Here is a 23,215-nt window from a genome sequence, read left to right on the forward strand (position 1 = left end):
CAGCATGCTCTAGGCGCCGGTAGCGGCCCGGCGCGCAGTCTCCGCGCGAGCGAGCAACAGTGTTCGCTCCTGCACATTCCTCGTCATCGCCGCTGCGCGCTCGAACTCGGCCTGCGCCTCGCCATGACGATCGAGCTTGCCGAGCAGATCCGCGCGCACGCTTGGCAGCAGATGGTAGTTCTTCAGGGAAGGTTCCGAGACCAGTCTGTCGACCGCAGCGAGCCCGGCTGCCGGCCCCTCGGCCATGCTGATTGCGACCGCCCGGTTGAGTTCGACAATCGGTGACGGGTTGATCACGGCCAGCGCACCGTAGAGCGCAGCGATGCGGGCCCAGTTCGTCTCTTCCGCTGTGCGCGCCCGCGCATGGCAGGCGGCAAGCTCCGCCTGGAGCAGATAGGGACCGATTGCGCCGCCAATCGCCCGCGCCCGCTCGATCGCCGCAAGGCCCCGACGGATCAGAAGCTGGTCCCAGCGGGCGCGGTTCTGGTCGAGCAGCAGGATCGGTTCGCCGCTTGGGCCGACCCTGGCCCTGAGCCGCGACGCCTGGATTTCCATCAGCGCCGCGAGTCCATGGACCTCGGGCTCCTGCGGCGCGAGTTCGGCCAGGATGCGCCCCAGCCGGAGTGCCTCCTCGCAGAGCGCCGGCCGGATCCAGTCTTCGCCGGCGGTTGCCGCATAGCCCTCGTTGAAGATCAGGTAGACGACCTCGAGCACCGATTCGAGCCTCTCGGCCAGTTCCGCGCCATGCGGCACCTCGAAGGGCACCTTGGCATCGGCAAGCGTCTTCTTCGCCCGCACGATCCGCTGCGCCATGGTCGGTTCAGGCACCAGGAAAGCCCGCGCAATCTCCTCCGTGGTGAGGCCACCGAGCAGCCGCAGGGTCAGTGCAAGCCGCGCCTCGGTCGAGAGAACCGGATGACAGGCCGTGAAGACGAGCCGCAGCAGGTCGTCGCCGACATCGTCATCGAGCGCTGCATCGTGATCCGGCGTCGTCTCGGCTTCGAGCTCATGGCCAAGCTCCTGATGCTTGCGGGCGAGAAGCTTGTCGCGGCGCAGGCCGTCAAAGGCGCGGTGCTTGCCGGCCTGCATCAGCCAGGCACCCGGATTCCGCGGCACGCCCTCGTCCGGCCACTGCTTCAGGGCCGCGACCAGCGCGTCCTGCGCCAGCTCCTCGGCGCGCCCGACATCGCGCGTGATGCGGGTCAGCCCGGCGATCAGCTTGGGAGCCTCGATTCGCCAGACTGTTTCAATGGTGCGGTGTGCATCGCTCGCCGACATCGGCTGCGATACACACCATCAGTGGCCTTTGTTGGCAAGCGGCTCAGGCGCCGCCCACAGCGGAACGTATCAGCCCTTGTCTCCGATCTCACTCTTGAGACGCCGCCACGTCGCCTCGGTCTCGGGCGTCACCACCTCGCCGAAATCGGCCAGATCGCCGATCGGGCGGATCTCGATCTCGGACGGACCCGGCATCGGATTGGGGCAACGCTTGACCCATGCGATCGCCTCGTCGAGCGACTTGCATTCCCAGAGCCAATAGCCGGCGACGAGCTCCTTGGTCTCGGCGAAGGGCCCATCGACGACAGACCGCTTGGTTCCGTCGAATTGCACGCGCACGCCCTTCGAGCTCGGCTGGAGGCCATCGCCTCCCTTCATGATGCCGGCTTTCACCAGCTCTTCGTTATAGGCCATCATCGCTTCCATCAGCTCCCGGGTCGGCATCGCGCCGGCTTCGCTGTCAGCGGTCGCCTTGACCATGATCATATAGCGCATGACAGGTTTCCTTCAGTTCGATGTGGAGGCGGATGGCCGGCCCCCCGTCCGCACGTGCAACGCCCGCGGCCATCCTGCCAGTCTGCTGCGATTTCAGACGCCACCGACGCCCATGTCACGAAAGCGCTGTATGGCCTCGCCCTGCTCGAAATCGTCGAGCTCGAACATCTGGCGGATCTCGATTTCGCTATCGGTCATCAAGGGATTGGGGAAGCGGCTCGCCCAATCCTGTGCCTCTTCCCTCGATGCAACGTTGATGATGGTGTAGCCGGCGATCAGCTCCTTAGCCTCGGCGAAGGGGCCGTCGACGACCGACTTCCGTCCGCCCTTCCATGTGATGCGCCAGCCCTTGTCGCTCGGCTGGAGACCGCTGGCATCGACCAGCACGCCGGCCTTGACGAGTTGCTCATGATAGTCGGCCATCTGGGTGAAGACCTCCGCGTCCGGCATGACGCCGGCTTCGGAATCGGGCGTGGCCTTGACGATGATCATGAAACGCATGGATTTGCTCCTGGAGTTCGCTGTTCGGAGCCGGTCGGGACCTCGCGCCCCGCCGCCCCTGCAGACACGTCGATCGACGCGTCGTGAAATCGACAGGTCAGCCGGATTTTTTCGCGGCCTCGGCGCGGATGCGCTCTTCCTGCTCGCGCAGCTCTGGCGTGAAGGCCTCGCCAAAATCCTCGGCTTCGAATATCCGGCGGATCTCGATCTCGGAATCGCCTGGCATCGGGTTCGGACAGCGCTTGACCCATTCGACCGCCTCTTCCATCGACTTGCACTGCCAGATCCAGAAACCGGCTATCAACTCCTTGGTCTCGGCGAAGGGGCCGTCGATGACGGCACGCTTGGCGCCTGAAAAGCGGACGCGTGCGCCCTTGGAGCTGGGATGCAGGCCGTCACCGGCCAGCATGATGCCGGCCTTCACCAGTTGCTCGTTGTAAGCGCCCATGGCGGTGAGCAGTTCCTCGCTCGGCATGATGCCGGCTTCGGAATCCTGGGTCGCCTTGACGATGATCATGAAACGCATCGGTCTTCTCCTGAAGGGGTAGGTGGGTTCTGAATCTGGTTCGGAGAGGGAGAATTCCCGCTCTCTGTCCTCACGTCGAACGGCGTGCTTCGGAATCGACACCGCGCCGAAACTTTTTTCAGGCCGCGCTGGAATTTTTCTCGCGGCGGGCGATCTCGTCCTCGCTCGGCTGCTCAAGCGCGAAGGAGCCGGTCGTAACCGCGCCGGCTCGACGGTAGGTCGCCATGATCACGCCCGTGCTCGAAACCCTGCTCTCGACCAGCTTGAAGGCGCCGGGCATGGTGCCCTCGCCGAAGAGCCGCTTGCCTCCGCCGAGCACAACCGGGAAGATCAGCAGGGTGAACTCGTCGATCAGATCCTTCGCCAGCAGCAACTGGATCAGCTCGCTGCTGCCCTGGAGCAGGAGCTTGGGACCGTTCTGGCGCTTCAGCGCCGCGATCTCGGCGGCGATCTCACCACGCAACGCGACCGAATTCTGCCAGTTCAGCGTCGTCGGTGAAGAGGTCGCGACATATTTGGTGCACGCGTTGAACTTCGTGGCGACCGGATCGTCGCCGGCATGCGGCCAATGCGCCGCGAAGATGTCATAGGTCTTGCGGCCGAGCAGCAGGTCGAATTCCTCGGCGAAGGCCTTGTCCATGACCTCGCCCATCGGCTCGTCCCAGTAGTGGAAGGTCCAGCCGCCATGGCTGAAGCCACCTGCGGTATCCTCCTCCGGGCCGCCCGGCGCCTGCATCACGCCGTCGAGGGACAGGAATGTGGCGGCAACGACGTTTCTCATCTTCGGATCTCCCGTTGGGCGGGAGCCCTGCCCCCGCGCGATTGTCAGGAACTCCGGGGAAGCCGCAATGACCTGCGGCCTCCTCTGCTCCCTACCAATACGTCGAACGGGGCAGCGCGCGATCGACACGATCGCGCGAAAAAAAATCAGCCGCGCGGCAGCGCCTCCAGGAAGCGTGCCGGCTCGCCCTGTGCCGGCGTCACCACCTCGCGCTCCCACATCACCTTCCGGCCGCGCACATAAGTGCCGACCGGCCAGCCGGTCACGGCGACGCCGTCATAGGGCGTCCAGCCGCAGCGCGAGGCGATCCAGTCATTGGTGATGGTCTCGCGACGCTTCAGGTCGACAATGGTCAGGTCCGCGTCGTAGCCCGCCGCGATCCGTCCCTTGCCCTCGAGCCCGAAGATGCGCTGCGGCCCATGGCTGGTCAGATCGACGAAACGTTCCAGCGACAACCGCCCGGCATTGACATGGTCGAGCATGATCGGGACCAGCGTCTGGACGCCGGGCATGCCGGAATGGCTCGCAGGATAGGCGTGATGCTTCTCCTCATGCGTATGCGGCGCATGGTCGGAGCCGAGCACGTCGACGATGCCCTGCTCCACCCCCCACCAGATCGTCCGGCGGTGGCTGTCGTCGCGGATCGGCGGATTCATCTGGGCATAGGTGCCGAGCCGCTCGTAGCAATCCGGCGCGACCAGCGTCAGATGGTTCGGCAGCACCTCGACGGTCGCGACGTCCTTGTGATCCCCGAGGAAGATCATCTCCTCGCCAGTCGAGATGTGCAGGATGTGGACACGCGCGCCGGTCTCGCGCGCGATCCGCACCAGCCGCTTGGTGCAGGTCAGCGCGACCTCGGGCGAGCGCCAGACCGGGTGGCTCGACGGATCGCCCTCGACACGCAAGCCCATGCGCTCGCGCAGCATCATTTCGTCTTCGGAATGGAAGGCCGCGCGCCGGCGCGTGCGCTTCAGGATCTCGGCAACCCCCTTGTCGTCTTCGACCAGCAGCGAGCCTGTGGAGGAGCCCATGAAAACCTTGATGCCGGCCGCGCCCGGCAGGCGCTCCAGCTCCGGCACATCGGCAATGTTCTCATGCGTGCCACCGACCCAGAAGGCGAAATCGCAATGCATCCGGTGCCGGCCGCGCCTGACCTTGTCGGCGAGCGAAGCCTCGTCGGTGGTCTGCGGGATCGTATTCGGCATCTCGAAAACGGTCGTGACGCCGCCAAGCACCGCCGCACGCGAGCCAGTCTCCAGATCCTCCTTGTGGTCGAGCCCCGGCTCGCGGAAATGCACCTGGCTGTCGATGACGCCCGGCAGGATATGCAGGCCGCGGCAATCGACCGTCTCGCCTGCGGACGCCTGCGACAGATCGCCGAGCGCCAGGATCTTGCCGCCGGTGATTCCGAGATCGCGCTGGATGCGGCCATCGTGATTCACGACGGTGCCGCCCTTCAGAATGACATCATAGCTCTGCGGCATCGGAGGCGTCCTGCTGGTTGAGGATGAGGCTGAAGCGGCCTACCTATCGAACGGACCTGCGTCCAGCCCTTGGCAGCGATCAGAAACGAGCTTCACCATGCCTGCAACCCGATTGGTCGATCGCGGCGTCATTCGTGTCAGCGGCGCGGACGCGCGCGACTTCCTGCAGAACATCGTCACCAACGAGATGGACGCGGTGACGCCGGAGCATGCCGGCTATGGCGCGCTCCTGACACCGCAGGGCAAGATCATCAGCGATTTTCTCGTGGTCGCGGTACCGGAGGAGGAGCGCGGAGGTTTTCTCCTCGACGTGCCGCTCCTACAGGTTCCCGATCTGATGAAACGCCTGAAACTCTACAAGTTGCGCGCCAAGGTCGCGCTCGACGACCTCACCGAAGTGGCTACCGTGGTCGCATCGAGCGGCGGGTTCTCGCTCCCTGACGATGCCGGCCTCATCTATGCTGACCCGCGCCTGCCAGCGCTCGGCGAGCGCGCGATCACGGACCGCAGCGACGTCGACACGCTCGTCAGCGCTGAGCCCGAGACCTACCACGCCAGGCGCATCGCGCTCGGTATTCCCGATGGCGGCAGGGATTTCGCCTATGGCGACACCTTTCCGCACGAGGCGCTGCTCGACCAGCTCGGCGGCGTCTCCTTCAAGAAGGGCTGCTATATCGGCCAGGAGGTCGTCTCGCGCATGCAGCATCGCGGCACCGCCCGGACCCGCATCGTGCCGGTGGTCTTCACAGAGGGACTGGTTCCCGAGATGGGCGTCGAGGCGACCGCCGGCAGCAAGATGCTCGGCCGGATCGGCTCCTGCGCCAAGGGGCGCGGGCTCGCCATGCTGCGGCTCGACCGTGTCGCCGATGCCATGGCCGCCGGCGAAAGGCTCGAAGGCGGCGGCGTGGCCTTTACCCTTGAGAAGCCGGACTTTATCCGCTTCCCCTTCCCCGGTGAGCCCGGCTTTGGAGCAGCAGCATGAGCGGACGCGCAGCAGTCGAAGGTCCGGACGGCAAGTTCCGCTGCATCTGGCCGGGGGCCGATCCGCTCTATCTCGCCTATCACGACACCGAATGGGGCGTGCCGGAATATGATTCGCGTGCGTTGTTCGAGAAGCTGATCCTCGACGGATTTCAGGCCGGCCTCGCCTGGATCACGATTCTGCGCAAGCGCGACAGTTTTCGCTCGGCCTTCGCCGGCTTCGAGCCCGAAGCAATCGCCCGCTTCAGCGAGACCGATATCCGGCGTCTGCTCGGCGATGCCGGCATCATCCGCCATCGCGGCAAGATCGAGGGTGCGATCAAGAGCGCTCGCGCCTATCTCGAAATCCGCGAACGGCGCGAATTCTCGGATTTCCTCTGGCGCCATCTCGACGGCCGCGTCCTCCAGAACGCCTTTCGTACCCATGAGGAGGTACCGACTGAGACGGCGGTCTCCAAGGCGATCTCCAAGGAGCTGAAGGCCGCCGGCTTCACCTTCTGCGGCCCCACCATTGTCTACGCCTTCATGGAAGCCTGCGGACTGGTCAACGACCATCTCACCGGCTGCTTCCGCTACGAAGAATGCGCCGTGCTCGCCCGCGACACCCGCGTTCCAGCCTGAGTATGGCTAAGGCCCCGCCTCCGCCGCGCGCCTGGCAGCGCATGCTGTCGGGCCGCAGGCTTGATCTGCTCGACCCCTCCCCGCTCGATATCGAGATCGAGGACATTGCGCATGGCCTCGCCCGCGTCGCCCGCTGGAATGGCCAGACGCGCGGCGAACATTCCTTCTCGGTGGCGCAGCACTGCCTGCTGGTCGAGGCGGTAGCGAGCCATCTCAATCCGGACTGGTCAAAGCCCTGGCGACTGATGGCGCTGCTTCACGACGCCCCGGAATATGTCATCGGCGACATGATCTCGCCCTTCAAAGTGGTAATGGGCGACGCCTACAAGAGCGTCGAGCTCCGGCTGCTTGCCGCGATCCATCTGCGCTTCGGCCTGCCGGCGACGACGCCCGCCATACTGGCGCGGAAGACCAAGGACGCCGACAAGATCTCGGCCTTCCTCGAGGCGACGGAGCTCGCCGACTTCGACCGCGAGGAGGCCTTGACCTTCTTCGGTCGGCCGAAGCCGCTGCCGCGCGAGGTCACGGACTGGTTGAAGCCACTGCCGACCGAAGCTGCGCAAGCGCGCTTCCTGGAGCGTTTTCAGGCTCTCGTTTAGTTCATCAGACCGGATATTGCGTCCAGCTCGATGATCTAACTTTCTAAGTCTGCATCGGCTTTTCCGAAAGCCGCACTCCACTTTTCGGGCCTATGCTTTGGTATCCTCGGCTCAATCCGCCTTGGCGACCGGACGCATCATGAAGCGCGCATCGCTGCCATAGCTCGCAAGCTTGGCCCCGAGCCGCGGGTCGGCGACGACCGAGAAACCCTGCTTGCCCCAGAATCCGACAGAGGCATTGACCGCGACGAGCGACAGGTTCGGCAGCTCGAGCCCTTGCGCGAGCCTGATCGCATCCGCGACCGCCAGGGCAGCGGCGCCGGTGCCCCGCGCCTGCGGCAGCAATGCGAGATCATGGATGTAGAAGGTCCCGGGAATGGGCGGCAGCGCGCCAAGCGGCACGTTCAGGGGTGGCGGCTCAAGCTCGCGCCAGGGATGGCTGAGCAGGTAGGCGGCGATCCCGCCTCCCATGTCCAGGACACGGCAGCCAGCGCCAAAAAGCGCCAAGCGCTCGGCAAAGATAGCGACCTCCTCCGGAAAATCCGGATGAACCTCGGCCGCAACGGCCACGACCGCATCAAGATCGGACGCGGTCATTCCTCGCCAGTGACGTCCTCCTGCCTTGGTCATCGCCAATAATGCCCGTGTCTTGGTTCGCTCAGTCTTGCACGCGAAGGCGCGCAAGCCGCAAATGCTCACTTGTTCCATTATGGAATAAGTCATCAAGCATTCCTGCGACTAGAGGAGAAAGCGCTTTCCTCCGATACTAGGCCCTACTCATCACCGCCCAATGCGAAGGAGACCGCCATGTCGGACACCAAAACCCTGCCGAAGGGCGTCGTCATCAAGGGCGCCATGGGCCCGCGCTTCGACGAGATCCTGAGCCATGACGCGCTCGCCTTCGTTGCCGACCTGCAGCGCCGCTTCAACCAGACGCGCAAACGCCTGCTCGCCGTGCGCAAGGAACGCCAGAAGCGCTTCGATGCGGGCGAGACCCCCGATTTCCTGGCTGAGACCAGGCATATCCGCGAAGGGGACTGGAAAGTGGCGCCGATCCCTGCCGATCTGCAGGACCGCCGCGTCGAGATCACCGGCCCCGTCGACCGCAAGATGATCATCAATGCGCTGAACTCCGATGCCAAGGTGTTCATGGCCGATTTCGAGGATGCCTCCTCCCCGGTCTGGGCCAATATGGTCGAAGGCCAGATCAATCTCAGGGATCGCTGGGCCGGCAAGATCGACTTCACCGAGCCGACCACCGGCAAGGCCTACAAGCTCAAGGACAAGCCTGCCGTCCTGATCATCCGGCCGCGCGGCTGGCATCTGCCGGAGCGCCATATCGAGATCGACGGCGAGGTCGCCTCAGGCTCGCTGGTGGATTTCGGCCTCTACGTCTTCCACAATGCCAAGGCGGCGCTGGCGGCGGGGTCGGGCCCCTATTTCTACCTGCCGAAGCTCGAGAGCCATCTCGAGGCCAGGCTCTGGAACGATGTCTTCGTCGCCGCGCAGAACGCGCTTGGCCTCAAGACCGGCACGATCAAGGCCACCGTCCTGATCGAGACCCTGCCCGCAGCCTTCGAGATGGATGAGATCCTCTACGAGCTGAAGGATCACATGGCCGGGCTGAACTGCGGCCGCTGGGACTACATCTTCTCCTTCATCAAGAAGCTCGCCCGCAACCCGGCCTTCGTCCTGCCCGATCGCTCTCAGGTGGTGATGACCAGGGCCTTCCTGCGGGCGTATTCGCTGCTGCTGATCAAGACCTGCCACCGCCGCGGCGCCTTCGCCATGGGCGGCATGGCGGCGCAGATTCCGGTCAAGAACGACCCGGCCGCCAACGAGGCCGCATTCGCCAAGGTCCGGGCCGACAAGGAGCGTGAGGCCAGCGACGGTCATGACGGCACCTGGGTTGCCCATCCCGATCTCGTGCCTGTGGCGATGGAGGTCTTCAACCGGCTGATGCCGCAGCAAAACCAGCTCGACAAGACGCGCGAGGACGTCTCCGTCGGCCGCGAGCAGCTGCTCGAGGTCCATGAGGGCACGCGCACCGAGGCCGGCTTCCGCGAGAACATTCGTGTCGGCGTGCAGTATCTCGAAGCCTGGCTGCGCGGCCGCGGCGCGGTGCCGATCTACAACATGATGGAGGATGCCGCGACCGCGGAGATCAGCCGCGCCCAGATCTGGCAGTTTATCCAGTACGGCGTCACCGTCGACGGCGAAACCAAGGTCACCGCCGATCTCTTCAAGCGCTGCCTCGCCGAGGAGATGCAACGCGTGACGGGCGAGATCGGGCCCGAAAACTACGCCAAGGGCCGTTTCCCGGAGGCAATCGAGCTGTTCTCGACGCTCTCCCTCGCGCCTGAATTCGAGGAATTCCTCACAGTCCCGGCTTACGGCAAGCTGGGTTGAGTCTGGCGACCGGCGTCGCCTGAGCGGCGCCGGTCGTTTCGCTGCCCCGCCAAGGCGGCTCAGCCGAAATGATCGCTCCGTCGCAAGGCGATGTTGATCTCGCGCAGGAACTGGACAAGCGAAGCGCCAAAGAGTCCGACGGCCACGATGAAGAGCATGGCCACGCCCCGTTCATGCGCCGACCCCACGAAGGCAAACATGAACGCGAGGATCATCAGCAGTATCGTCGAAACGCCACTTGAGATGGCAAGCCGCATCGCGCTGTTGATCAGACCGGCCCGCCGCTCGAGGCGTGGAAGATCAGCTTTGAGTTCGTGAACGATGAGACTCTCGCCCTGCAGGCTGCTCAGCATGCGCGACCGGTCGAGGATGCGCTCCAGGCGGCTGATCAGAACCGATATGAGCCCGACAACGGCACCGAGCAGGAATGCCGGTGCGGTTGCCTGGGTGATGACCAGAGAAAGCTGGTTCACGGACGGAAACTCAGGAATCATCGCCTCTTCCCTCGTCGCGACAGGAAGTCCGCCTCCGCCGCTGGTTCGATGGAGACGCCCTCGGCTGCCCGGCGGATTTAGCATCCCGGTGCGATAAGAAGCCCCCAATCCCATCGCGGATGTAAGCGATCATGCACGGTCAGGGCGAGGTTTCATGAAACTCGCGACCGACGCCCATGTCTACGGCTATCCGTTGGAGACGATGGAAATGCCTCCCGCCGGGTCATCAATGCCGCGGCGCCGGCCAGAATCCGAGCGCCAATCGGTTCCATCATCAGGCAGCGGGAGTATCCGCGCGGCTCGCGATGGCAAGGGCCATGACGATCAATGCTCCAGCCAGGCCGAAGGTGATGCGCAAGCCGGTCGCGACCATGTCCGGGGATGGGATTGCGTTGCCATCAGTCCGCGAGGCGAGAGCGAACACCGCGCCCATCACCGAAGCGCCGGTGATCAGGCCGAAATTGCGGGCGAGACCGAGCATCCCCGAGACAAGCCCGCGCCGTTCCGGGCCAACGTCCCGCATCACGGCCGTGTTGTTGGCGGCCTGGAACAGTGCGTAGCCTGGCGTGAGAACGATCAGGGGAATGGCATAGCCCGCGATCCCGACCTGCAGCCGCATGAGCGCGAACAGGAGCGATCCGGCGGCCATGGTTGCCAGGCCCGCCAAGATCATGCGTTGCGCGCCGAACCGATCGACCATCCGGCCGGCCGGCACGCCTGAGAGCGCCGTGGCAACCGGTCCGATCGCCATGATCAGGCCAACGCCCGCAGCATCGAGTCCGAGCGCCATGGTGAGATGGAAAGGGCCAACGACCAATGTCGTCATCATCACCGTCGCGACCAGCGTGCTTGTGGCGAGGCCCTTTCGCAACACAGGCTCGCGCAGCATCGAGAGGCGGATCAGGGGCACTGCGACCCGCGCCTGAACCCGCACGAACAGGAAGCCGGCGACTGCCGCGACCAGCAGGAGCGCGCCATTGAGCAGACCGAACGCTCCGCGGTTCCACGTCATCGCAAGCGCATAGGCGACCAGGGTCGCGGCCAGCAACAGCGTGCCGAACGTGTCGAAGCGCGGTTTGTCTCCCCTCTTCCCGAGACGTTCGACCGGAAGGCTGCGAGATGTGATCACGAAGGCGAGGACGCCGAAGGGAGCCACGACGAGGAAGATCGCCCGCCATCCGAAGCCATCGATGAAAGCACCACCGAGTGAGGGGCCGAGTGCCGTGCCGACCGCCGACATGGTGCCGAGCAACCCCATGGCGCGGCCGGTTTTGTCCCTCGGCAGCGCATCACTGACGAGGGCAAGGCTCAGCGTCATCATGATTGCGGCGCCTGCCCCCTGCACGGCCCGAGCGGCGATCAGGCCGGCGAGGCCCGAAGCGAAGCCACACGCTGCCGAGCCGGCTGTAAAGAGAGCGATGCCGGCCAGCAGGAGCAAGCGGCGTCCGACGAGATCGCCGAGCCGCCCGACCCCGACGCTCAGCGCGGTGATGGCAAGCAAATAGGCGAGGACCACCCACTGCACCTGCTGGAAGGAGGCAGCGAAAGCCTGCGCCAGCGCCGGCAGGCCGACATTCGCGATGCTGGTGCCGAGCGACGACAGCAGCGTGCAGAGAGACAGGCCGACGAGAGCCAGGCGAGGCGAGGCACCCTGCGCCGTCGAGGCTTCGGTGGGGGGCTGCGCGTCAAGCATCGCCTTCATCATGGTGGGGGGCTCCGAAGGGGGTTCGAAGCAGGTAGCCCCATGCGATGCATGGCGGAAGGCGCAGCATTTGCATTGAACCAGTGCATTTGACGCCATGTCACGGCAGGCCGTGCTACTCTCGCCTGCATGACAAAGCCCGATCTCAACTTGCTCATCACACTCGATGCCTTGCTCACCGAAGGCAGCGTTGCCCGCGCTGCCCGGCGCCTGCGGCTCAGTCCCTCCGCGATGAGCCGAGCCTTGGCGCGGCTGCGCGAGACAATCGGCGATCCGTTGTTGGTAAGGGCGGGGCGCGGCCTTGTACCGACGCCGCGTGCACTGGAATTGAGAGAGCGCGTTGGTCCGCTCGTTCAGGAATCGGAGGTGATCCTGCGACCGGCTGGGGCGCTCGATCTGCAACGGCTCGTCAGGACCTTCTCAGTTCGGGCGAGCGACGGCTTCGTCGAAGCCTTTGGGCCTGAGCTCATCGCGAGCATCAACGCGGAAGCGCCCGGCATACGGCTCCGCTTCGTCCAGAAGCTGGACAAGGATAGTACACTTCTGCGCGAAGGCGGTGTCGATCTCGAAACCGGTGTCATCGGGCCGGCGCAGAGTCCGGAAATCAGGACGCGGGCGCTGTTCTCGGACCACTTCGTCGGTGTCGTGCGTCGGGGGCACCCGCTAGCCGGGGGCGAGATCACACCTGATCGCTTCGCTGCCGGCCGGCACATCTTCGTCTCGCGGCGCGGTCTCGACAGCGGACCGATCGACGAGGCGCTGGAGGCGATCGGACTGCGGCGGGAAATAGCGACGATTGTCACCGGCTTCTCGCCCGCGCTCTCGCTCGCGCGTGGATCCGATCTCGTCGCCGTTGTGCCCGAACGGCACACTCGGACGCTGCGCGACGGCATGGTCACCTTTCCGCTGCCGGTCGCTGTGCCTGAAATCACCGTGTCCCTGCTCTGGCATCCCAGGCTCGATGCCGATCCTGCGCACCGCTGGCTGCGCGAATGCGTCCGTCGGGTCTGTGCGATGCAGAAATTCCCCGATGAAATCTGAGGCCACCCAACCGAAACGGGCAACTGCCGAGGGCGCCGTCGGCCGTGTTGACCTGATGCCCTGAGATCCGCGATGGCCGCCTCTACACATGATGAAGGCAGGGCACGCAGGCCGCTCACTTAACGTCCATGTATATGGACGTTAAGTCCATTTCTGCCAATCTACAGGCCGATCGTTCATACCCGTATATCCAGCGCATCGACACTGGAGAAACCACATGAACCCGATATCCGAACCGATCCTCACCTCCGGCTTTCCGCTCGGCAGTTCCGCGGGGCTGGTGACCGCCTTCGAATGGCTCGGCCAACCCTATCGCCTCACGCGGGTGGATATGCTGGGAGAGATGCGCACCGACGCCTATAAGCGCCTGAACGGCCGGGTCGAGACACCGGTACTCATTACCGGCGAAGGCCGCGTCCTCACCGAAACGATGGCGATCGCCCTGTGGCTTGAGGCGCGTGACCCCGACCGCCGCATCAGCTTTGAGCCCGGCACGCCGAAGGCCGACCGGCTGCATCAGTACGTCGCCTTCCTCAATACTGGCTTCACCGGTGCGTTCTTCCCGATGTGGGTGGCGCTGGAAGCCGAAGATGCCACGGAGGAGTATCGCGAAACGCTGCGCAAGCTCGGCCGCAGCCTTGTCGCCACACGCCATGAACAGCTCGAGGCGATGATCGGCGACAGCGATTATTTGCTCGGCGACAGACCGACGCTGGCCGACGCGGTATTTGCCGGCGTGGCGCGCTGGGTGGACTTCCACAAGGCCGTCGACCCACGCCACTATCCGCGCATCCTGGCGCTGCGGAAGCGCATCGAGGCCGATCCCGCGTTTTGCTTCGCGGTGGCGATCGAGGACGGCAAGCCGGCGGCAGGCAGTGGTGCGATGAAGGGCCTCGTTCCGCTCGCCGATGTTCTGCGCAAGGCAAGCAGCGCGCTGGCGGCCTGAAACGCTCGAGAGCGGATTGCGCGCCATAGGTGGTGGCGCGCAATCCCGCTCCCCGATCAGGGCTTGTGGAGGCTTTCGGTAAAGGCCCGGACGGCTGCAGCGGCCAGGTCGCCGACTGATCTGGAGGGATCTGACATTAAACGAACTACGATCCCGCCGAGTCTCGCCTTAGCAGCTTCGACCTCCTCTCCGGCAAGACCCTCATCTCCGACAAGACATGGGTCGCTTCTTACGGCTTCCCATGCACGGGCGTGGATGGCTTCTGCGACGAGCATCTCTTTTGAGTTCAAGACGCCGGGAACACGTAAATCTGGGGTCGGCATGGAAACGGTCTCAGTGAACCCGCGCTAGATAGTCCTCGCATTCCGAACGGCAAGGGACTTGAGCAAGCTTCGCGGCGCAGCGTGCCTGGGGCGCCTTCGTTGCGACAATGGTCCGCCCTCCATCGCCCAGGCGGGCGTGTCTGGATTTCGGCACTGCGAGAAGCATGTCACGCGAGGGCCCGAGCCTGAGTGGCCCGGTGATGTGCATTGCGCGGACTAATGCTTTGACAGTACCGGACGCGACGCGCTCAATCCCGCGGCAATCGGAAACCGTGCCATGCCTCGCCTTGCCTTGACGTCGACTGCTCTCGCCGCCGCGCTGCTGCTCGTGCTGCCGGCCTCGGCCAAGACGCTGAAGCCTGTCCGCAATGTCGAGGCGACCGAGGATTTTGCCGGCAAGAAGCCCGACAAGGCGGCCAAGGATGTCAGCGGCCTCGCCTGCCTGCCAGCGAATGGCGAAGAGCGGCACTGCCTCCTGGCCAATGACGAGAACCGCTCGGCCCAGTTCGCCATCCTGACCAAGGGGCGCATCAAGCCTGCCGGCATCGTCGAACTGATCGGCGAACGCCCCTCCCCCACCACGCTCGGCGCGATCCCCGCGTCTCCCTGCGCGACGGTGGGCGGTTATGGCGAGTTCGACGGCGAGGGCGTCGCTTATGCCTCGCCCTATTTCTACGTCGCCGGCTCGCATGGCTGCTCGCGCAACGGCAGCGAGTTTCGCCTCTCCTCCTTCCAGCTTGCACGGATCAAGGTCGATACGGCCGGTAACCCCATCGGCCAGGCTGAATTGACCTACCGCCTGAGCGATCTGTTGCGTCGCGCCGGCGATGTTGCGCCCTTCTTCGGCAAGCGCCTCACCGATGGCAACGGCCTGAACATCGAGGGTATCGCAACCGCGCATGAGAGGCTCTGGATCGGCTTGCGCGCGCCCTCGCTGGACGGCCGCGCCTTCCTGCTCGAAACCAACCCGGACGAACTCTTTGCGCCCGGCAACGAGCCCGCGCAGAGCACCCCGACCGTGATCGCTTTCTCGGCAGGCGCGAATCGCGGCGTGCGCGACCTTGCCGCGCTGCGTGACGGACGCCTGCTGGTCCTGATCGGTCCGGCCCAGGAACAGGACGTGCCTTATGGCCTGCTGCTGCTCGACCCTGCCGCACCCCAGTCACCGAGGGATCTCGGCACGCTCGCCCCGTCCAAGGACGCCAAGGCGGAGGTCGTGACCATTCTCGAGGAAAGGCCGGGTCGCCTGCGCTTCCTGATCGGCTATGACGGTGTCAAGAACGGCCGATTCCAGGAATACGAGTTGCAGCTTCCATGACAATCTCCTTCCAGTCACGCCTTGAGACCGCCGTGACGCGCTATCGCGCCGAGGTGGCCTCACGACGCGAGCATCTTTCGCTGCTGCGCTGGCAGATGGCCGCGGGGCACGCGCTCGACAAACGCGACACGTTTCCGGGCCATGTCACCACCAGCGCGATCGTGTTGTCGCCCGATCACGCCCAGGTGCTGCTGATCGACCATGTCGTCATCGGCCGCTGGCTTCAGCCTGGCGGGCATTACGAGGCGGCCGAAGCATTCAACCTTTCCGCTGCGCGCGAGGCCACCGAGGAGACCGGGGTCAGCGGGCTTGCGTTGCATCCCTGGCATCGCGGCGACGATCTGCCCTTCGTCATCGACAGCCATGATGTTCCCGGAAAGCCCTCGCGCGGTGAGCCGGACCATATCCATCACGATCTGCAATATCTCTTCCTCGCCGATCCTGCCGTGCCGCTCGTCGCACAGCTCGAGGAGGTTCATGCCGCAGCCTGGAAGCCTGTGGCCGAACTCGCCGGCATTGCGCCGCTCGTCGCAGCCCGACTCGCCTCGATCGCAGTGCGCTAGGGCATCGGCCCGAAAAGTGGATTGCGGTTTTCGGAAAAGCCGATGCAAACACAAAAGGTTAGATCATCGGACCGGATACGATATCCGGCCCGATGATCTAGGATTGTTGCGGCAGCGCGACGTGTAACTTTATTGCATTGAAGGCCTCGGACGATCTCGTCAGTCCCCACGGATTCCGTGCCCCGTGGATTCCGTGAAGATTCTCACAGGAACAATTCTGGCTGGCCATAAACGCTCTTGCAAATCATTTGCATTTGATCGATCTTGAGCCATCGATATCCGGGGACTGACCGATGCTGCCGAAGATTGCCGCCGCTACCCTTGCCTTGTGCGCCCTTTCCGCCAACACCTTCGCCGCCGACCTGCCCTCGCGCAAAGGCACGCCTGCTGCCCCGCCTGTGCTTTCGGCCTGCACCGAGAGCGAAGGCATCCCGACCGACGCCTTCGGCTTCACAACCGGCTCCGATGTGGCGGATGTCGGTTCCTTCGGGCCGAGCCTGACCTATGGCGGCGGCTTCGGCACGCGCAGCGGCCGGTCGAACGCCCACGGCGCACAGCTCCAGGGCTCCTACGGGCTCTTCCCCTGCTTCGAGATCGGCCCCTATCTGCTCGGCGGCTACACCAACGCCTCTGCCGGCGGGATCAGTGCGGATTCGCGCAGCTATGGCGCCGGCGTCGAGATGAAATACCGCCTGTTCGGCCGCGACCTGAATGGCATCGGTCTGACGGTGGTGCTCGATCCCAGCGTCAATCGCACCGATCCGGACGGCGCCGGCCGCTTCACCACCTTCAACACCGGCATCCGCCTCTTCGCCGACAAGACGCTGGTCCCGGGCAAGCTCTATGCCGCGCTCAATCTCTCGCAGGACATGACCTGGACCGGCCCGGATCCCTATGGCCGCTCCTCGACCTTCACGGCCTCCGGGTCACTGGCCTGGCAGGTCGTCGACGGCATCTATCTCAGCGGCGAGGTGCGCCATCTGCGGCGCTACAACGATCTCGGCTTCGGCAAAGAAGCCGGCTACGCCACATTCGCCGGCCCTGGCGTGTACTGGCAGGCGACGAAGCAACTCGCGCTCTCGGCCGCCTACAACGTCCAGGTCGCGGGCAAGGCCAAGGGCGAGCCCGGCAATCTCGATCTCACCAATTTCAGCCAGCATCTCGTCAAGGTGAAGGCCGCCTACAGCTTCTGATCAGCCGAAGTTGATCAGCGCAACAGCGAGCAGCCGGTCATCTCGTCCGGCTGCTTCAGCCCCATCAATGCCAGCAGAGTCGGCGCGACATCGGCAAGCCTGCCATCGGCCAGCGCCGTCGCCTCGCCGCCGATCAGCATGACGGGCACCGGAAATGTCGTGTGGGCGGTATGCGGCTTGCCGGTCACCGGATCGACCATCAACTCGCTGTTGCCGTGATCGGCCGTGACGAGCAGCGCGCCGCCCGCCTGCTCGATCGCCTTGGCGATCCGCCCCAGGCCCGCATCGACGGTTTCGACCGCCTCGATCGCCGCCGCGAGCACTCCGGTATGCCCGACCATGTCGGGATTGGCGAAGTTCAGCACGAGGAGATCGTATCGCCCCGAATTGATCGCCTCGACGGCGCGATCGGCCAGCTCCGGCGCCGACATTTCGGGCTGCAGATCATAGGTCGCGACCTTGGGAGACGGCACCATCACCCGGTCCTCGCCGGGATAGAGCCGCTCCTCGCCACCATTGAAGAAATAGGTCACATGCGGATACTTCTCGGTCTCCGCCATGCGGACCTGCATCCGCCCTGCCTTGGCGACCGTCTCTCCGAGACCGTTCGAGAGCATCTGCGGCGGAAACAGCGCCGGCATGATCTTGTCGAGCTCAGCACTATAGGAGGTCATGCTGACCGCCCTGGCGAGCCTCGGCACGCGCGACCGAACAAAGCCCTGGAAATCCGGGTCGAGTACCGCAGCCAGAATCTCGCGAATCCGGTCCGAGCGGAAATTGAAGCTGAGCAGCCCGTCGCCGTCCCGCATACCGGCATAGCCGCCGATCACGGTTGGAACGATGAACTCGTCGTTGACGCCCTCGGCATAGGCGCCGGCGATCGCCTCCTCGGCCGTTGCGAAGGCCTTGCCCTCGCCCAGCACCATGGCGCGCCAGGCCTGTTCGACGCGCTCCCAGCGATTGTCCCGATCCATCGCGAAATAGCGGCCCGACAGGCTGCCGATCATCGCTTCCTTCGGCAGAGCAGCCGCGAAGTCGCGTACATATTCGGCCGCCGATTGCGGCGGGGTGTCACGTCCATCCGTGAAGACGTGGACGCACACCGGAATACCCTGCCCGGTTAGAATGCGTGCCAGCGCCACCGCGTGATCCTGATGCGCATGCACGCCGCCCGGCGAGACGAGGCCAAGCAGGTGACAGGTGCCACCCGTCTCTCTGAGCTTCGCGACAAGCCCGGTCGCATCGAGCGCCTGCGCGATCGACTTGTCCTGGATCGCCCGGTTGATGCGCGGCAGGTCCTGCATGACGACGCGCCCCGCGCCGAGATTGAGATGGCCGACCTCAGAATTGCCCATCTGCCCTTCCGGCAAACCGACATCGAGCCCCGAGGTTTTCAGGAAAGCGCGCGGCGCACTGGTCCAGTAGCGATCGAAATTCGGCGTATTCGCCAGCTTCACTGCATTGTTGGCTTCATCCTCGCGCCAGCCCCAGCCATCGAGGACCATCAGCATCACGGGGCGGTTCGACATGCGGCAACCTGTGGGCATCAGTGAAAAACTGCTTGTGCGGATATCACGCACCGCGCCGGCAGCGCGAGTGCTAAGAAGAAGCATCGATTCCCGATCCTACGGCAAGGGAGCCGCCCATGGCGATCAAAGCCCTCGTTTTCGACGCCTATGGCACCTTGTTCGACATCCAATCGGTTGCCGGCGTCATTGACGAGGCATTTCCTGGCCATGGCGAGACGATCACCCAGATCTGGCGGCTGAAGCAGCTCGAATATACCTGGCTCAGGGCGCTGATGGGCCGTTACGAGGATTTCTGGACGGTCACGCGCGACTCGCTTGATTTCACGCTGGCGACACTCGGGCTGGCGGCGACGCCTGATCTGGTCGCGAGAATTGCGGCAGCCTATGACGCGCTCGCGCTCTACCCGGAGGCACTGCAGGCACTCAAGGAACTAGCGGGGTTCCGCCTTGCCATCTTCTCGAATGGCAGCCCGGCCATGCTGAAACGCCTCGTCGCTCATGCCGGCATCGACGGACTGCTGGAAACCGTGATCAGCGTCGACGAGATCGGTGTCTACAAGCCGGATCCCCGTGGCTATGAACTGGTCGAAAAGCGGCTGGGCCTCACCGGAGTGGAGGTCCTCTTCGTTTCCTCCAACGGCTTCGATATCGCCGGAGCCAAGGCCTATGGCTTCACCGTCGCACGCATCGCACGCATTCCTGCAACAGCCCTGCGCGCCGAGTTGGCGGACACCGGCATGATCGGTCCCGGCGCTCTGTTCAAGGCCCTGCGCATGCAGCCGGAACGGCTCGGGGCGGGCGCCGACCTCACTATCGCGAGGCTGACGGATCTTGCAGCCTACGCCGCGAAACAGCGGTAAGACCCGCTCGATCCCCCTGCGTCAGGAGACCCCGATCAATGATCAAGTTCTACTATCATCCGTCGCCGAACCCCGCGAAGATCGCACTGTTTCTTGAGGAAGCCGGGCTGCCCTACGAGATGGTGCCGGTCGATACCCGGCGCGGCGACCAGTTCAAGCCCGAGTTCCTGGCGATCAATCCCAATGCCAAGACGCCGGCCCTGACCGATGGCGACGTCACGATCTTCGACTCGAACGCTATCCTGCTCTATCTCGCGGAGAAGACCGGCAAGTTCCTCCCCGAGAACACGCCGGCGGCGCGAGGCCAGATGCTCTCCTGGCTGATGTTCGTTGCTACCGGCATCGGCCCCTATTGCGGGCAGGCCGTGCACTTCACCCGTTTCGCGCCTGAGAAGATCCCCTACGCAATCAACCGTTATTCGCGCGAGGCCGAGCGGCACTGGGCCATCATCAACGACCAGCTCGGCAAGCATCGTTACATGCTGGGAGACAGCTACACGCTGATCGACATGTCGGTCTGGGGCTGGTCGACGCGCGCCGCCTTCGCTCTCGGCGAAGAGGCCTTCGGCAAGCTGACCAACGTCAAGCGCCATCTCGATGAGATTTCCGCTCGCCCTGCCGCTCAGCGCGCTGTGGCCTTGAAGGACCAGTTTGCCTTCAAGACGGAATTCGACGAAGAGGCACGCAAGTTCCTGTTCCCGCAGAACGCCCATCTCGTGGCGTGAGCCCAGAGCATGCTGCGAAAAAGTGGCAACGGTTTTTCGCATAAAGCATGCTCTAAACTATGAGAGCCGATAACGTTTTCTGCGTTTGGACGATTTCGTCCAAACGCAGCGTGATCCAAGCTTGGGCGGGGCCGGTTCGTGCCGGTTCGCTCAGGCCGCGATCACGAAATCGAACCGGCCGAGACGCCCACCGTCGGCAGCGCGAATATCCATCAGCAGCGCGCGGTCGAAGATACCGTCGCGCGCATTGCCGGGCTCGCTCGGGAAATAAAGCTGGGTCGTCAGGAGCGGCCCCTGTCCCGCCCGAACCTTCACGTGGAAATGACGTGTCCGGCCGGGATAGAGGCCGGGCATGCGGGTGATGAACTGATATCGGCCCTGCGCGTCGGTGAACTGGTGGCCCCGGAAGAGAAAGCCCGCGTTGTCATAGTCGCCGTTCGCATTGGCATGCCAGAGATCGACCAGGGCTCCGCCGACCGGGCGACATTGCGGCGTCAGCACGAAACCGGACAGTACCAGCATCTCGCCTGGCCCATCTCCGCGCAGATCCTGCTTCAGCGGTGAGGACGGCGTGAAATACGGCCCCTCGGTCTGGCGTCTGGTAGCCGCCGCCCTGCCCTCGCAGGCAGGCGTCATCGGCAGTTCCGTTCCCTGGCCCAGGGCAGGTTCGGGACGAGACAGCGCCGCCAGCCCGGCGGCAGCGAGCGCAGAAGCGACGAGATCGCGGCGGTTGAACCCAGCTTGCGGCATCGCGCACCCCCAATCCGGTTCCCTGTTCAGTAGCCCCTCCCCTCGGGCGAGGGCCGGAGCCTTGCCAAAATATGGACGCAGCGTTCCGGGAAAGCAGTGGCAGATTGGCCCGTTTCACGGCACTGTGACCGCCGATTCCGCGTGCTCCGGTCTGGGTCGCGACGCGGCGAAGGAAACCGTATGCCGACCGATATCGAAATTGCCCGCGCAACCGCACTCACACCCATCGCCAGCATCGCCGAAAAGGTCGGGATTCCCGAAGAGGCCCTTCATCCCCACGGCAAGTACATCGCGAAGATCGATGGCGCCGCGATCCCGGATTTCGAGCAGCGGCCGGATGGAAAGCTGATCCTCGTCACGGCGATCAGCCCGACACCCGCCGGCGAAGGCAAGACCACCACGACCGTTGGCCTCGGCGACGGGCTGACCCGCCTCGGCAAGCGCACCATGATCGCGCTGCGCGAACCCTCGCTCGGTCCCTGCTTCGGCATGAAGGGCGGGGCCGCCGGCGGCGGATATGCGCAGGTCGTGCCGATGGAACAGATCAATCTGCATTTCACCGGCGATTTCCACGCCATCACCAGCGCCCACAACCTGCTCGCAGCGCTGGTCGACAATCACATCTATTGGGGCAACGCGCTCGACTTCGACGCCCGCAATGTCGCACTGCGCCGCGTTATGGACATGAATGATCGCGCCTTGCGGCAGGTCGTGTCGTCGCTGGGCGGCAACGGCAACGGCTATCCACGCGAGGACGGTTTCGACATCACGGTCGCCTCGGAAGTCATGGCGATCTTCTGCCTTGCCCGCGACCATGCCGATCTCGAGGAGCGGCTTGGCCGCATCGTCGTGGGACGCAGCCGCGACAAGCGCGCGATCACTGCCGCTGAACTGAAGGCCACCGGCGCGATGAGCGTCCTGCTCAAGGACGCACTCATGCCGAACCTCGTGCAGAGCCTGGAAGGCACGCCGGCCTTCGTCCATGGCGGGCCGTTCGCCAATATCGCCCATGGCTGCAACTCGGTGATCGCGACCCGCGCCGCGCTGAAGCTCGCCGATTATGTCGTGACAGAAGCCGGCTTCGGCGCCGATCTCGGCGCGGAAAAATTCTTCGACATCAAGTGCCGCAAGGCCGACCTCAAGCCGGCCGCTGCTGTCGTGGTCGCGACCGTCCGCGCGCTGAAGATGCATGGTGGCGCGGCCAAGGACGCGCTCGGCCAGGAAAACCTGAAGGCGCTCGAAGCCGGGCTCGCCAACCTGACGCGCCATGTCGTCAACATCCGGAAATTCGGCGTTCCTCCGATCGTCGCCATCAACAATTTCGACAGCGACACCCATGCCGAGCACGAGCTGATCCGCCACTATTGCCGCAACCATCTCGGCGTCGAAGCCGTGATCTGCCGGCACTGGGCCGAAGGCGGCGCGGGTGCGGAGGAACTGGCCCGCAAGGTCGCTGCACTTGCCGACGAAGACGAGGCCGATTTCGCGCCGCTCTATCCAGACGCCATGCGGTTGCGCGACAAGCTGCAGACCATTGCCGAGGAAATCTACGGCGCGGCCGGCATCTCTCATGACGCCAAGATTGGCGCGCGCTTCGCAGAACTCGAAGCCGCCGGGCATGGACATCTTCCCGTCTGCGTGGCCAAGACCCAGTACTCCTTCTCCGTCGATCCCACTCTACGCGGCGCACCATCGGGCCACATCGTCCCGGTCCGTGAACTTCGCCTCTCGGCCGGGGCCGGCTTCGTCGTCGCGATCTGCGGGGACATCATGACCATGCCCGGTCTGCCGCGTGAGCCCGCCGCAGAACGCATCCATATCGACGCGGAAGGACAGATCGAAGGCCTCTTCTGAGCCTTTTGCACCTGGATTAAGGATCGTGGGGATTCACAAAGTGTCAGAGATGTGATTCACCCTTTGGATGGAACGCTACGTTTTGACGGACGCCCAATGGGCGAAGATGGAGCCGCACTGTCTGGGGAAGCCGACCGATCCGGGGCGGAGCGGGAGCGACAATCGCCGGTTCGTGGAAGCGGTTCTGTGGATCGCTCGCACGGGGAGCCCCTGGCGCGACCTGCCTGAGCATTTCGGGAACT

General features: G+C 64.6%; 24 protein-coding genes. 13 read left to right on the forward strand and 11 right to left on the reverse strand.

Annotated features, from left to right (window positions below):
* Positions 1-9 precede the first annotated feature (9 nt).
* From FG93_RS21585 to FG93_RS21610, 6 genes are all read right to left on the reverse strand, one after another.
* Positions 10-1,278 (reverse strand): RNA polymerase sigma factor, encoded by a 1,269-nt coding sequence (locus tag FG93_RS21585; RefSeq protein ID WP_043238160.1) that lies wholly within the window; start codon positions 1,276-1,278, stop codon positions 10-12.
* Positions 1,279-1,347: 69 nt separating this feature from the next.
* On the reverse strand, positions 1,348-1,773 hold the full coding sequence (locus FG93_RS21590) for a YciI family protein (protein ID WP_043238162.1): 426 nt from the start codon (positions 1,771-1,773) through the stop codon (positions 1,348-1,350).
* A 93-nt stretch (positions 1,774-1,866) separates the two neighbouring features.
* Entirely contained in the window at positions 1,867-2,274 is a 408-nt protein-coding gene (locus FG93_RS21595) for a YciI family protein (RefSeq protein WP_043238165.1), read from the reverse strand.
* Positions 2,275-2,371: 97 nt separating this feature from the next.
* Entirely contained in the window at positions 2,372-2,800 is a 429-nt protein-coding gene (locus tag FG93_RS21600) for a YciI family protein (RefSeq protein WP_043238167.1), read from the reverse strand.
* Between the two features lie 118 nt (positions 2,801-2,918).
* Positions 2,919-3,581, reverse strand: a complete 663-nt coding sequence (locus tag FG93_RS21605; protein WP_043238169.1) for a dihydrofolate reductase family protein — start codon at positions 3,579-3,581, stop codon at positions 2,919-2,921.
* 146 nt (positions 3,582-3,727) lie between these two features.
* Positions 3,728-5,065 (reverse strand): dihydroorotase, encoded by a 1,338-nt coding sequence (locus tag FG93_RS21610; protein WP_043238172.1) that lies wholly within the window; start codon positions 5,063-5,065, stop codon positions 3,728-3,730.
* A 97-nt stretch (positions 5,066-5,162) separates the two neighbouring features.
* Between FG93_RS21610 and FG93_RS21615 the strand changes: the two genes are divergently transcribed.
* The 3 genes from FG93_RS21615 to FG93_RS21625 are packed head-to-tail and all read left to right on the forward strand — an operon-like array spanning position 5,163 to position 7,266.
* The gene (locus FG93_RS21615) at positions 5,163-6,047 is read left to right on the forward strand and encodes a folate-binding protein YgfZ (protein WP_043238175.1); all 885 of its coding nucleotides are present in this window, start codon (positions 5,163-5,165) and stop codon (positions 6,045-6,047) included.
* A complete protein-coding gene (locus tag FG93_RS21620; protein WP_052514015.1) occupies positions 6,044-6,667 on the forward strand; it encodes a DNA-3-methyladenine glycosylase I in 624 nt (207 codons plus the stop codon). The genes FG93_RS21615 and FG93_RS21620 overlap by 4 nt, the downstream gene beginning before the upstream one ends.
* A 2-nt stretch (positions 6,668-6,669) precedes the next feature.
* Positions 6,670-7,266 carry a YfbR-like 5'-deoxynucleotidase gene (locus FG93_RS21625; RefSeq protein WP_043238177.1) on the forward strand — a complete coding sequence of 199 codons (597 nt, stop codon included), beginning with the start codon at positions 6,670-6,672 and terminating at the stop codon, positions 7,264-7,266.
* A gap of 111 nt (positions 7,267-7,377) precedes the next feature.
* On the opposite strand, the gene FG93_RS21630 is transcribed toward FG93_RS21625, so the two are convergent.
* The gene (locus tag FG93_RS21630; protein ID WP_244448677.1) at positions 7,378-7,863 is read right to left on the reverse strand and encodes a GNAT family N-acetyltransferase; all 486 of its coding nucleotides are present in this window, start codon (positions 7,861-7,863) and stop codon (positions 7,378-7,380) included.
* A 210-nt stretch (positions 7,864-8,073) separates the two neighbouring features.
* Between FG93_RS21630 and aceB the strand changes: the two genes are divergently transcribed.
* Positions 8,074-9,675 (forward strand): malate synthase A, encoded by a 1,602-nt coding sequence (gene aceB, locus FG93_RS21635; RefSeq protein WP_043238182.1) that lies wholly within the window; start codon positions 8,074-8,076, stop codon positions 9,673-9,675.
* Positions 9,676-9,734: 59 nt separating this feature from the next.
* Here the strand turns inward: aceB and FG93_RS21640 are convergent, their stop codons facing one another.
* A complete protein-coding gene (locus FG93_RS21640; RefSeq protein WP_244448678.1) occupies positions 9,735-10,148 on the reverse strand; it encodes a DUF2721 domain-containing protein in 414 nt (137 codons plus the stop codon).
* A gap of 295 nt (positions 10,149-10,443) precedes the next feature.
* Positions 10,444-11,874: an MFS transporter gene (locus FG93_RS21645; RefSeq protein WP_244448679.1), complete on the reverse strand. Its 1,431-nt coding sequence runs from the start codon at positions 11,872-11,874 to the stop codon at positions 10,444-10,446.
* A 126-nt stretch (positions 11,875-12,000) separates the two neighbouring features.
* Here FG93_RS21645 and FG93_RS21650 point away from each other — a divergent pair, with 126 nt between their 5' ends.
* The 5 genes from FG93_RS21650 (at position 12,001) to FG93_RS21670 (ending at position 17,255) form a co-directional block, all read left to right on the forward strand.
* Positions 12,001-12,912 (forward strand): LysR family transcriptional regulator, encoded by a 912-nt coding sequence (locus FG93_RS21650; RefSeq protein ID WP_043238187.1) that lies wholly within the window; start codon positions 12,001-12,003, stop codon positions 12,910-12,912.
* A 217-nt stretch (positions 12,913-13,129) separates the two neighbouring features.
* Positions 13,130-13,858: a glutathione S-transferase family protein gene (locus FG93_RS21655; protein ID WP_043238190.1), complete on the forward strand. Its 729-nt coding sequence runs from the start codon at positions 13,130-13,132 to the stop codon at positions 13,856-13,858.
* 600 nt (positions 13,859-14,458) lie between these two features.
* A complete protein-coding gene (locus FG93_RS21660) occupies positions 14,459-15,499 on the forward strand; it encodes a DUF3616 domain-containing protein (RefSeq protein ID WP_052514016.1) in 1,041 nt (346 codons plus the stop codon).
* Complete coding sequence (locus FG93_RS21665) at positions 15,496-16,062, forward strand: NUDIX hydrolase (protein WP_052514017.1); 567 nt, start codon at positions 15,496-15,498, stop codon at positions 16,060-16,062. Before FG93_RS21660 ends, FG93_RS21665 begins: the two co-directional genes overlap by 4 nt.
* A gap of 293 nt (positions 16,063-16,355) precedes the next feature.
* A complete protein-coding gene (locus tag FG93_RS21670; RefSeq protein ID WP_043238191.1) occupies positions 16,356-17,255 on the forward strand; it encodes a hypothetical protein in 900 nt (299 codons plus the stop codon).
* A 14-nt stretch (positions 17,256-17,269) separates the two neighbouring features.
* Here the strand turns inward: FG93_RS21670 and gpmI are convergent, their stop codons facing one another.
* Positions 17,270-18,784, reverse strand: a complete 1,515-nt coding sequence (gene gpmI, locus FG93_RS21675; RefSeq protein ID WP_200878136.1) for a 2,3-bisphosphoglycerate-independent phosphoglycerate mutase — start codon at positions 18,782-18,784, stop codon at positions 17,270-17,272.
* Positions 18,785-18,900: 116 nt separating this feature from the next.
* Here gpmI and FG93_RS21680 point away from each other — a divergent pair, with 116 nt between their 5' ends.
* Positions 18,901-19,644 (forward strand): haloacid dehalogenase type II, encoded by a 744-nt coding sequence (locus FG93_RS21680; RefSeq protein ID WP_043238196.1) that lies wholly within the window; start codon positions 18,901-18,903, stop codon positions 19,642-19,644.
* 38 nt (positions 19,645-19,682) lie between these two features.
* On the forward strand, positions 19,683-20,369 hold the full coding sequence (locus FG93_RS21685) for a glutathione S-transferase family protein (protein WP_043238199.1): 687 nt from the start codon (positions 19,683-19,685) through the stop codon (positions 20,367-20,369).
* Positions 20,370-20,519: 150 nt separating this feature from the next.
* On the opposite strand, the gene FG93_RS21690 is transcribed toward FG93_RS21685, so the two are convergent.
* On the reverse strand, positions 20,520-21,119 hold the full coding sequence (locus FG93_RS21690) for a hypothetical protein (RefSeq protein WP_043238202.1): 600 nt from the start codon (positions 21,117-21,119) through the stop codon (positions 20,520-20,522).
* Between the two features lie 180 nt (positions 21,120-21,299).
* On the opposite strand from FG93_RS21690, the gene FG93_RS21695 reads away from it, so the two are divergent.
* Entirely contained in the window at positions 21,300-22,973 is a 1,674-nt protein-coding gene (locus FG93_RS21695) for a formate--tetrahydrofolate ligase (protein WP_043238205.1), read from the forward strand.
* Positions 22,974-23,040: 67 nt separating this feature from the next.
* A partial coding sequence (locus tag FG93_RS21700; RefSeq protein ID WP_043233102.1) for a transposase occupies positions 23,041-23,215 on the forward strand: 175 nt, incomplete at its 3' end.

The organism is Allobosea sp. LC85 (genome assembly GCF_000735605.1).
GTDB lineage: Bacteria > Pseudomonadota > Alphaproteobacteria > Rhizobiales > Beijerinckiaceae > Allobosea.

What these genes read in the sequence shown, in the direction of transcription:
- FG93_RS21695 (WP_043238205.1), top strand. Translation starts at nt 21,300, where the DNA reads ATGCCGACCGATATCGAAATTGCCCGCGCAACCGCACTCACACCCATC.
- FG93_RS21670 (WP_043238191.1), top strand. Translation starts at nt 16,356, where the DNA reads ATGCTGCCGAAGATTGCCGCCGCTACCCTTGCCTTGTGCGCCCTTTCC.
- FG93_RS21595 (WP_043238165.1), bottom strand. Translation starts at nt 2,274, where the DNA reads ATGCGTTTCATGATCATCGTCAAGGCCACGCCCGATTCCGAAGCCGGC.
- FG93_RS21650 (WP_043238187.1), top strand. Translation starts at nt 12,001, where the DNA reads ATGACAAAGCCCGATCTCAACTTGCTCATCACACTCGATGCCTTGCTC.
- FG93_RS21680 (WP_043238196.1), top strand. Translation starts at nt 18,901, where the DNA reads ATGGCGATCAAAGCCCTCGTTTTCGACGCCTATGGCACCTTGTTCGAC.
- FG93_RS21585 (WP_043238160.1), bottom strand. Translation starts at nt 1,278, where the DNA reads ATGTCGGCGAGCGATGCACACCGCACCATTGAAACAGTCTGGCGAATC.
- FG93_RS21645 (WP_244448679.1), bottom strand. Translation starts at nt 11,874, where the DNA reads ATGATGAAGGCGATGCTTGACGCGCAGCCCCCCACCGAAGCCTCGACG.
- FG93_RS21610 (WP_043238172.1), bottom strand. Translation starts at nt 5,065, where the DNA reads ATGCCGCAGAGCTATGATGTCATTCTGAAGGGCGGCACCGTCGTGAAT.
- FG93_RS21600 (WP_043238167.1), bottom strand. Translation starts at nt 2,800, where the DNA reads ATGCGTTTCATGATCATCGTCAAGGCGACCCAGGATTCCGAAGCCGGC.
- FG93_RS21665 (WP_052514017.1), top strand. Translation starts at nt 15,496, where the DNA reads ATGACAATCTCCTTCCAGTCACGCCTTGAGACCGCCGTGACGCGCTAT.
- FG93_RS21690 (WP_043238202.1), bottom strand. Translation starts at nt 21,119, where the DNA reads ATGCCGCAAGCTGGGTTCAACCGCCGCGATCTCGTCGCTTCTGCGCTC.
- FG93_RS21605 (WP_043238169.1), bottom strand. Translation starts at nt 3,581, where the DNA reads ATGAGAAACGTCGTTGCCGCCACATTCCTGTCCCTCGACGGCGTGATG.
- FG93_RS21625 (WP_043238177.1), top strand. Translation starts at nt 6,670, where the DNA reads ATGGCTAAGGCCCCGCCTCCGCCGCGCGCCTGGCAGCGCATGCTGTCG.
- FG93_RS21655 (WP_043238190.1), top strand. Translation starts at nt 13,130, where the DNA reads ATGAACCCGATATCCGAACCGATCCTCACCTCCGGCTTTCCGCTCGGC.
- FG93_RS21685 (WP_043238199.1), top strand. Translation starts at nt 19,683, where the DNA reads ATGATCAAGTTCTACTATCATCCGTCGCCGAACCCCGCGAAGATCGCA.
- FG93_RS21620 (WP_052514015.1), top strand. Translation starts at nt 6,044, where the DNA reads ATGAGCGGACGCGCAGCAGTCGAAGGTCCGGACGGCAAGTTCCGCTGC.
- FG93_RS21660 (WP_052514016.1), top strand. Translation starts at nt 14,459, where the DNA reads ATGCCTCGCCTTGCCTTGACGTCGACTGCTCTCGCCGCCGCGCTGCTG.
- FG93_RS21615 (WP_043238175.1), top strand. Translation starts at nt 5,163, where the DNA reads ATGCCTGCAACCCGATTGGTCGATCGCGGCGTCATTCGTGTCAGCGGC.
- gpmI (WP_200878136.1), bottom strand. Translation starts at nt 18,784, where the DNA reads ATGTCGAACCGCCCCGTGATGCTGATGGTCCTCGATGGCTGGGGCTGG.
- FG93_RS21590 (WP_043238162.1), bottom strand. Translation starts at nt 1,773, where the DNA reads ATGCGCTATATGATCATGGTCAAGGCGACCGCTGACAGCGAAGCCGGC.
- FG93_RS21630 (WP_244448677.1), bottom strand. Translation starts at nt 7,863, where the DNA reads ATGACCGCGTCCGATCTTGATGCGGTCGTGGCCGTTGCGGCCGAGGTT.
- aceB (WP_043238182.1), top strand. Translation starts at nt 8,074, where the DNA reads ATGTCGGACACCAAAACCCTGCCGAAGGGCGTCGTCATCAAGGGCGCC.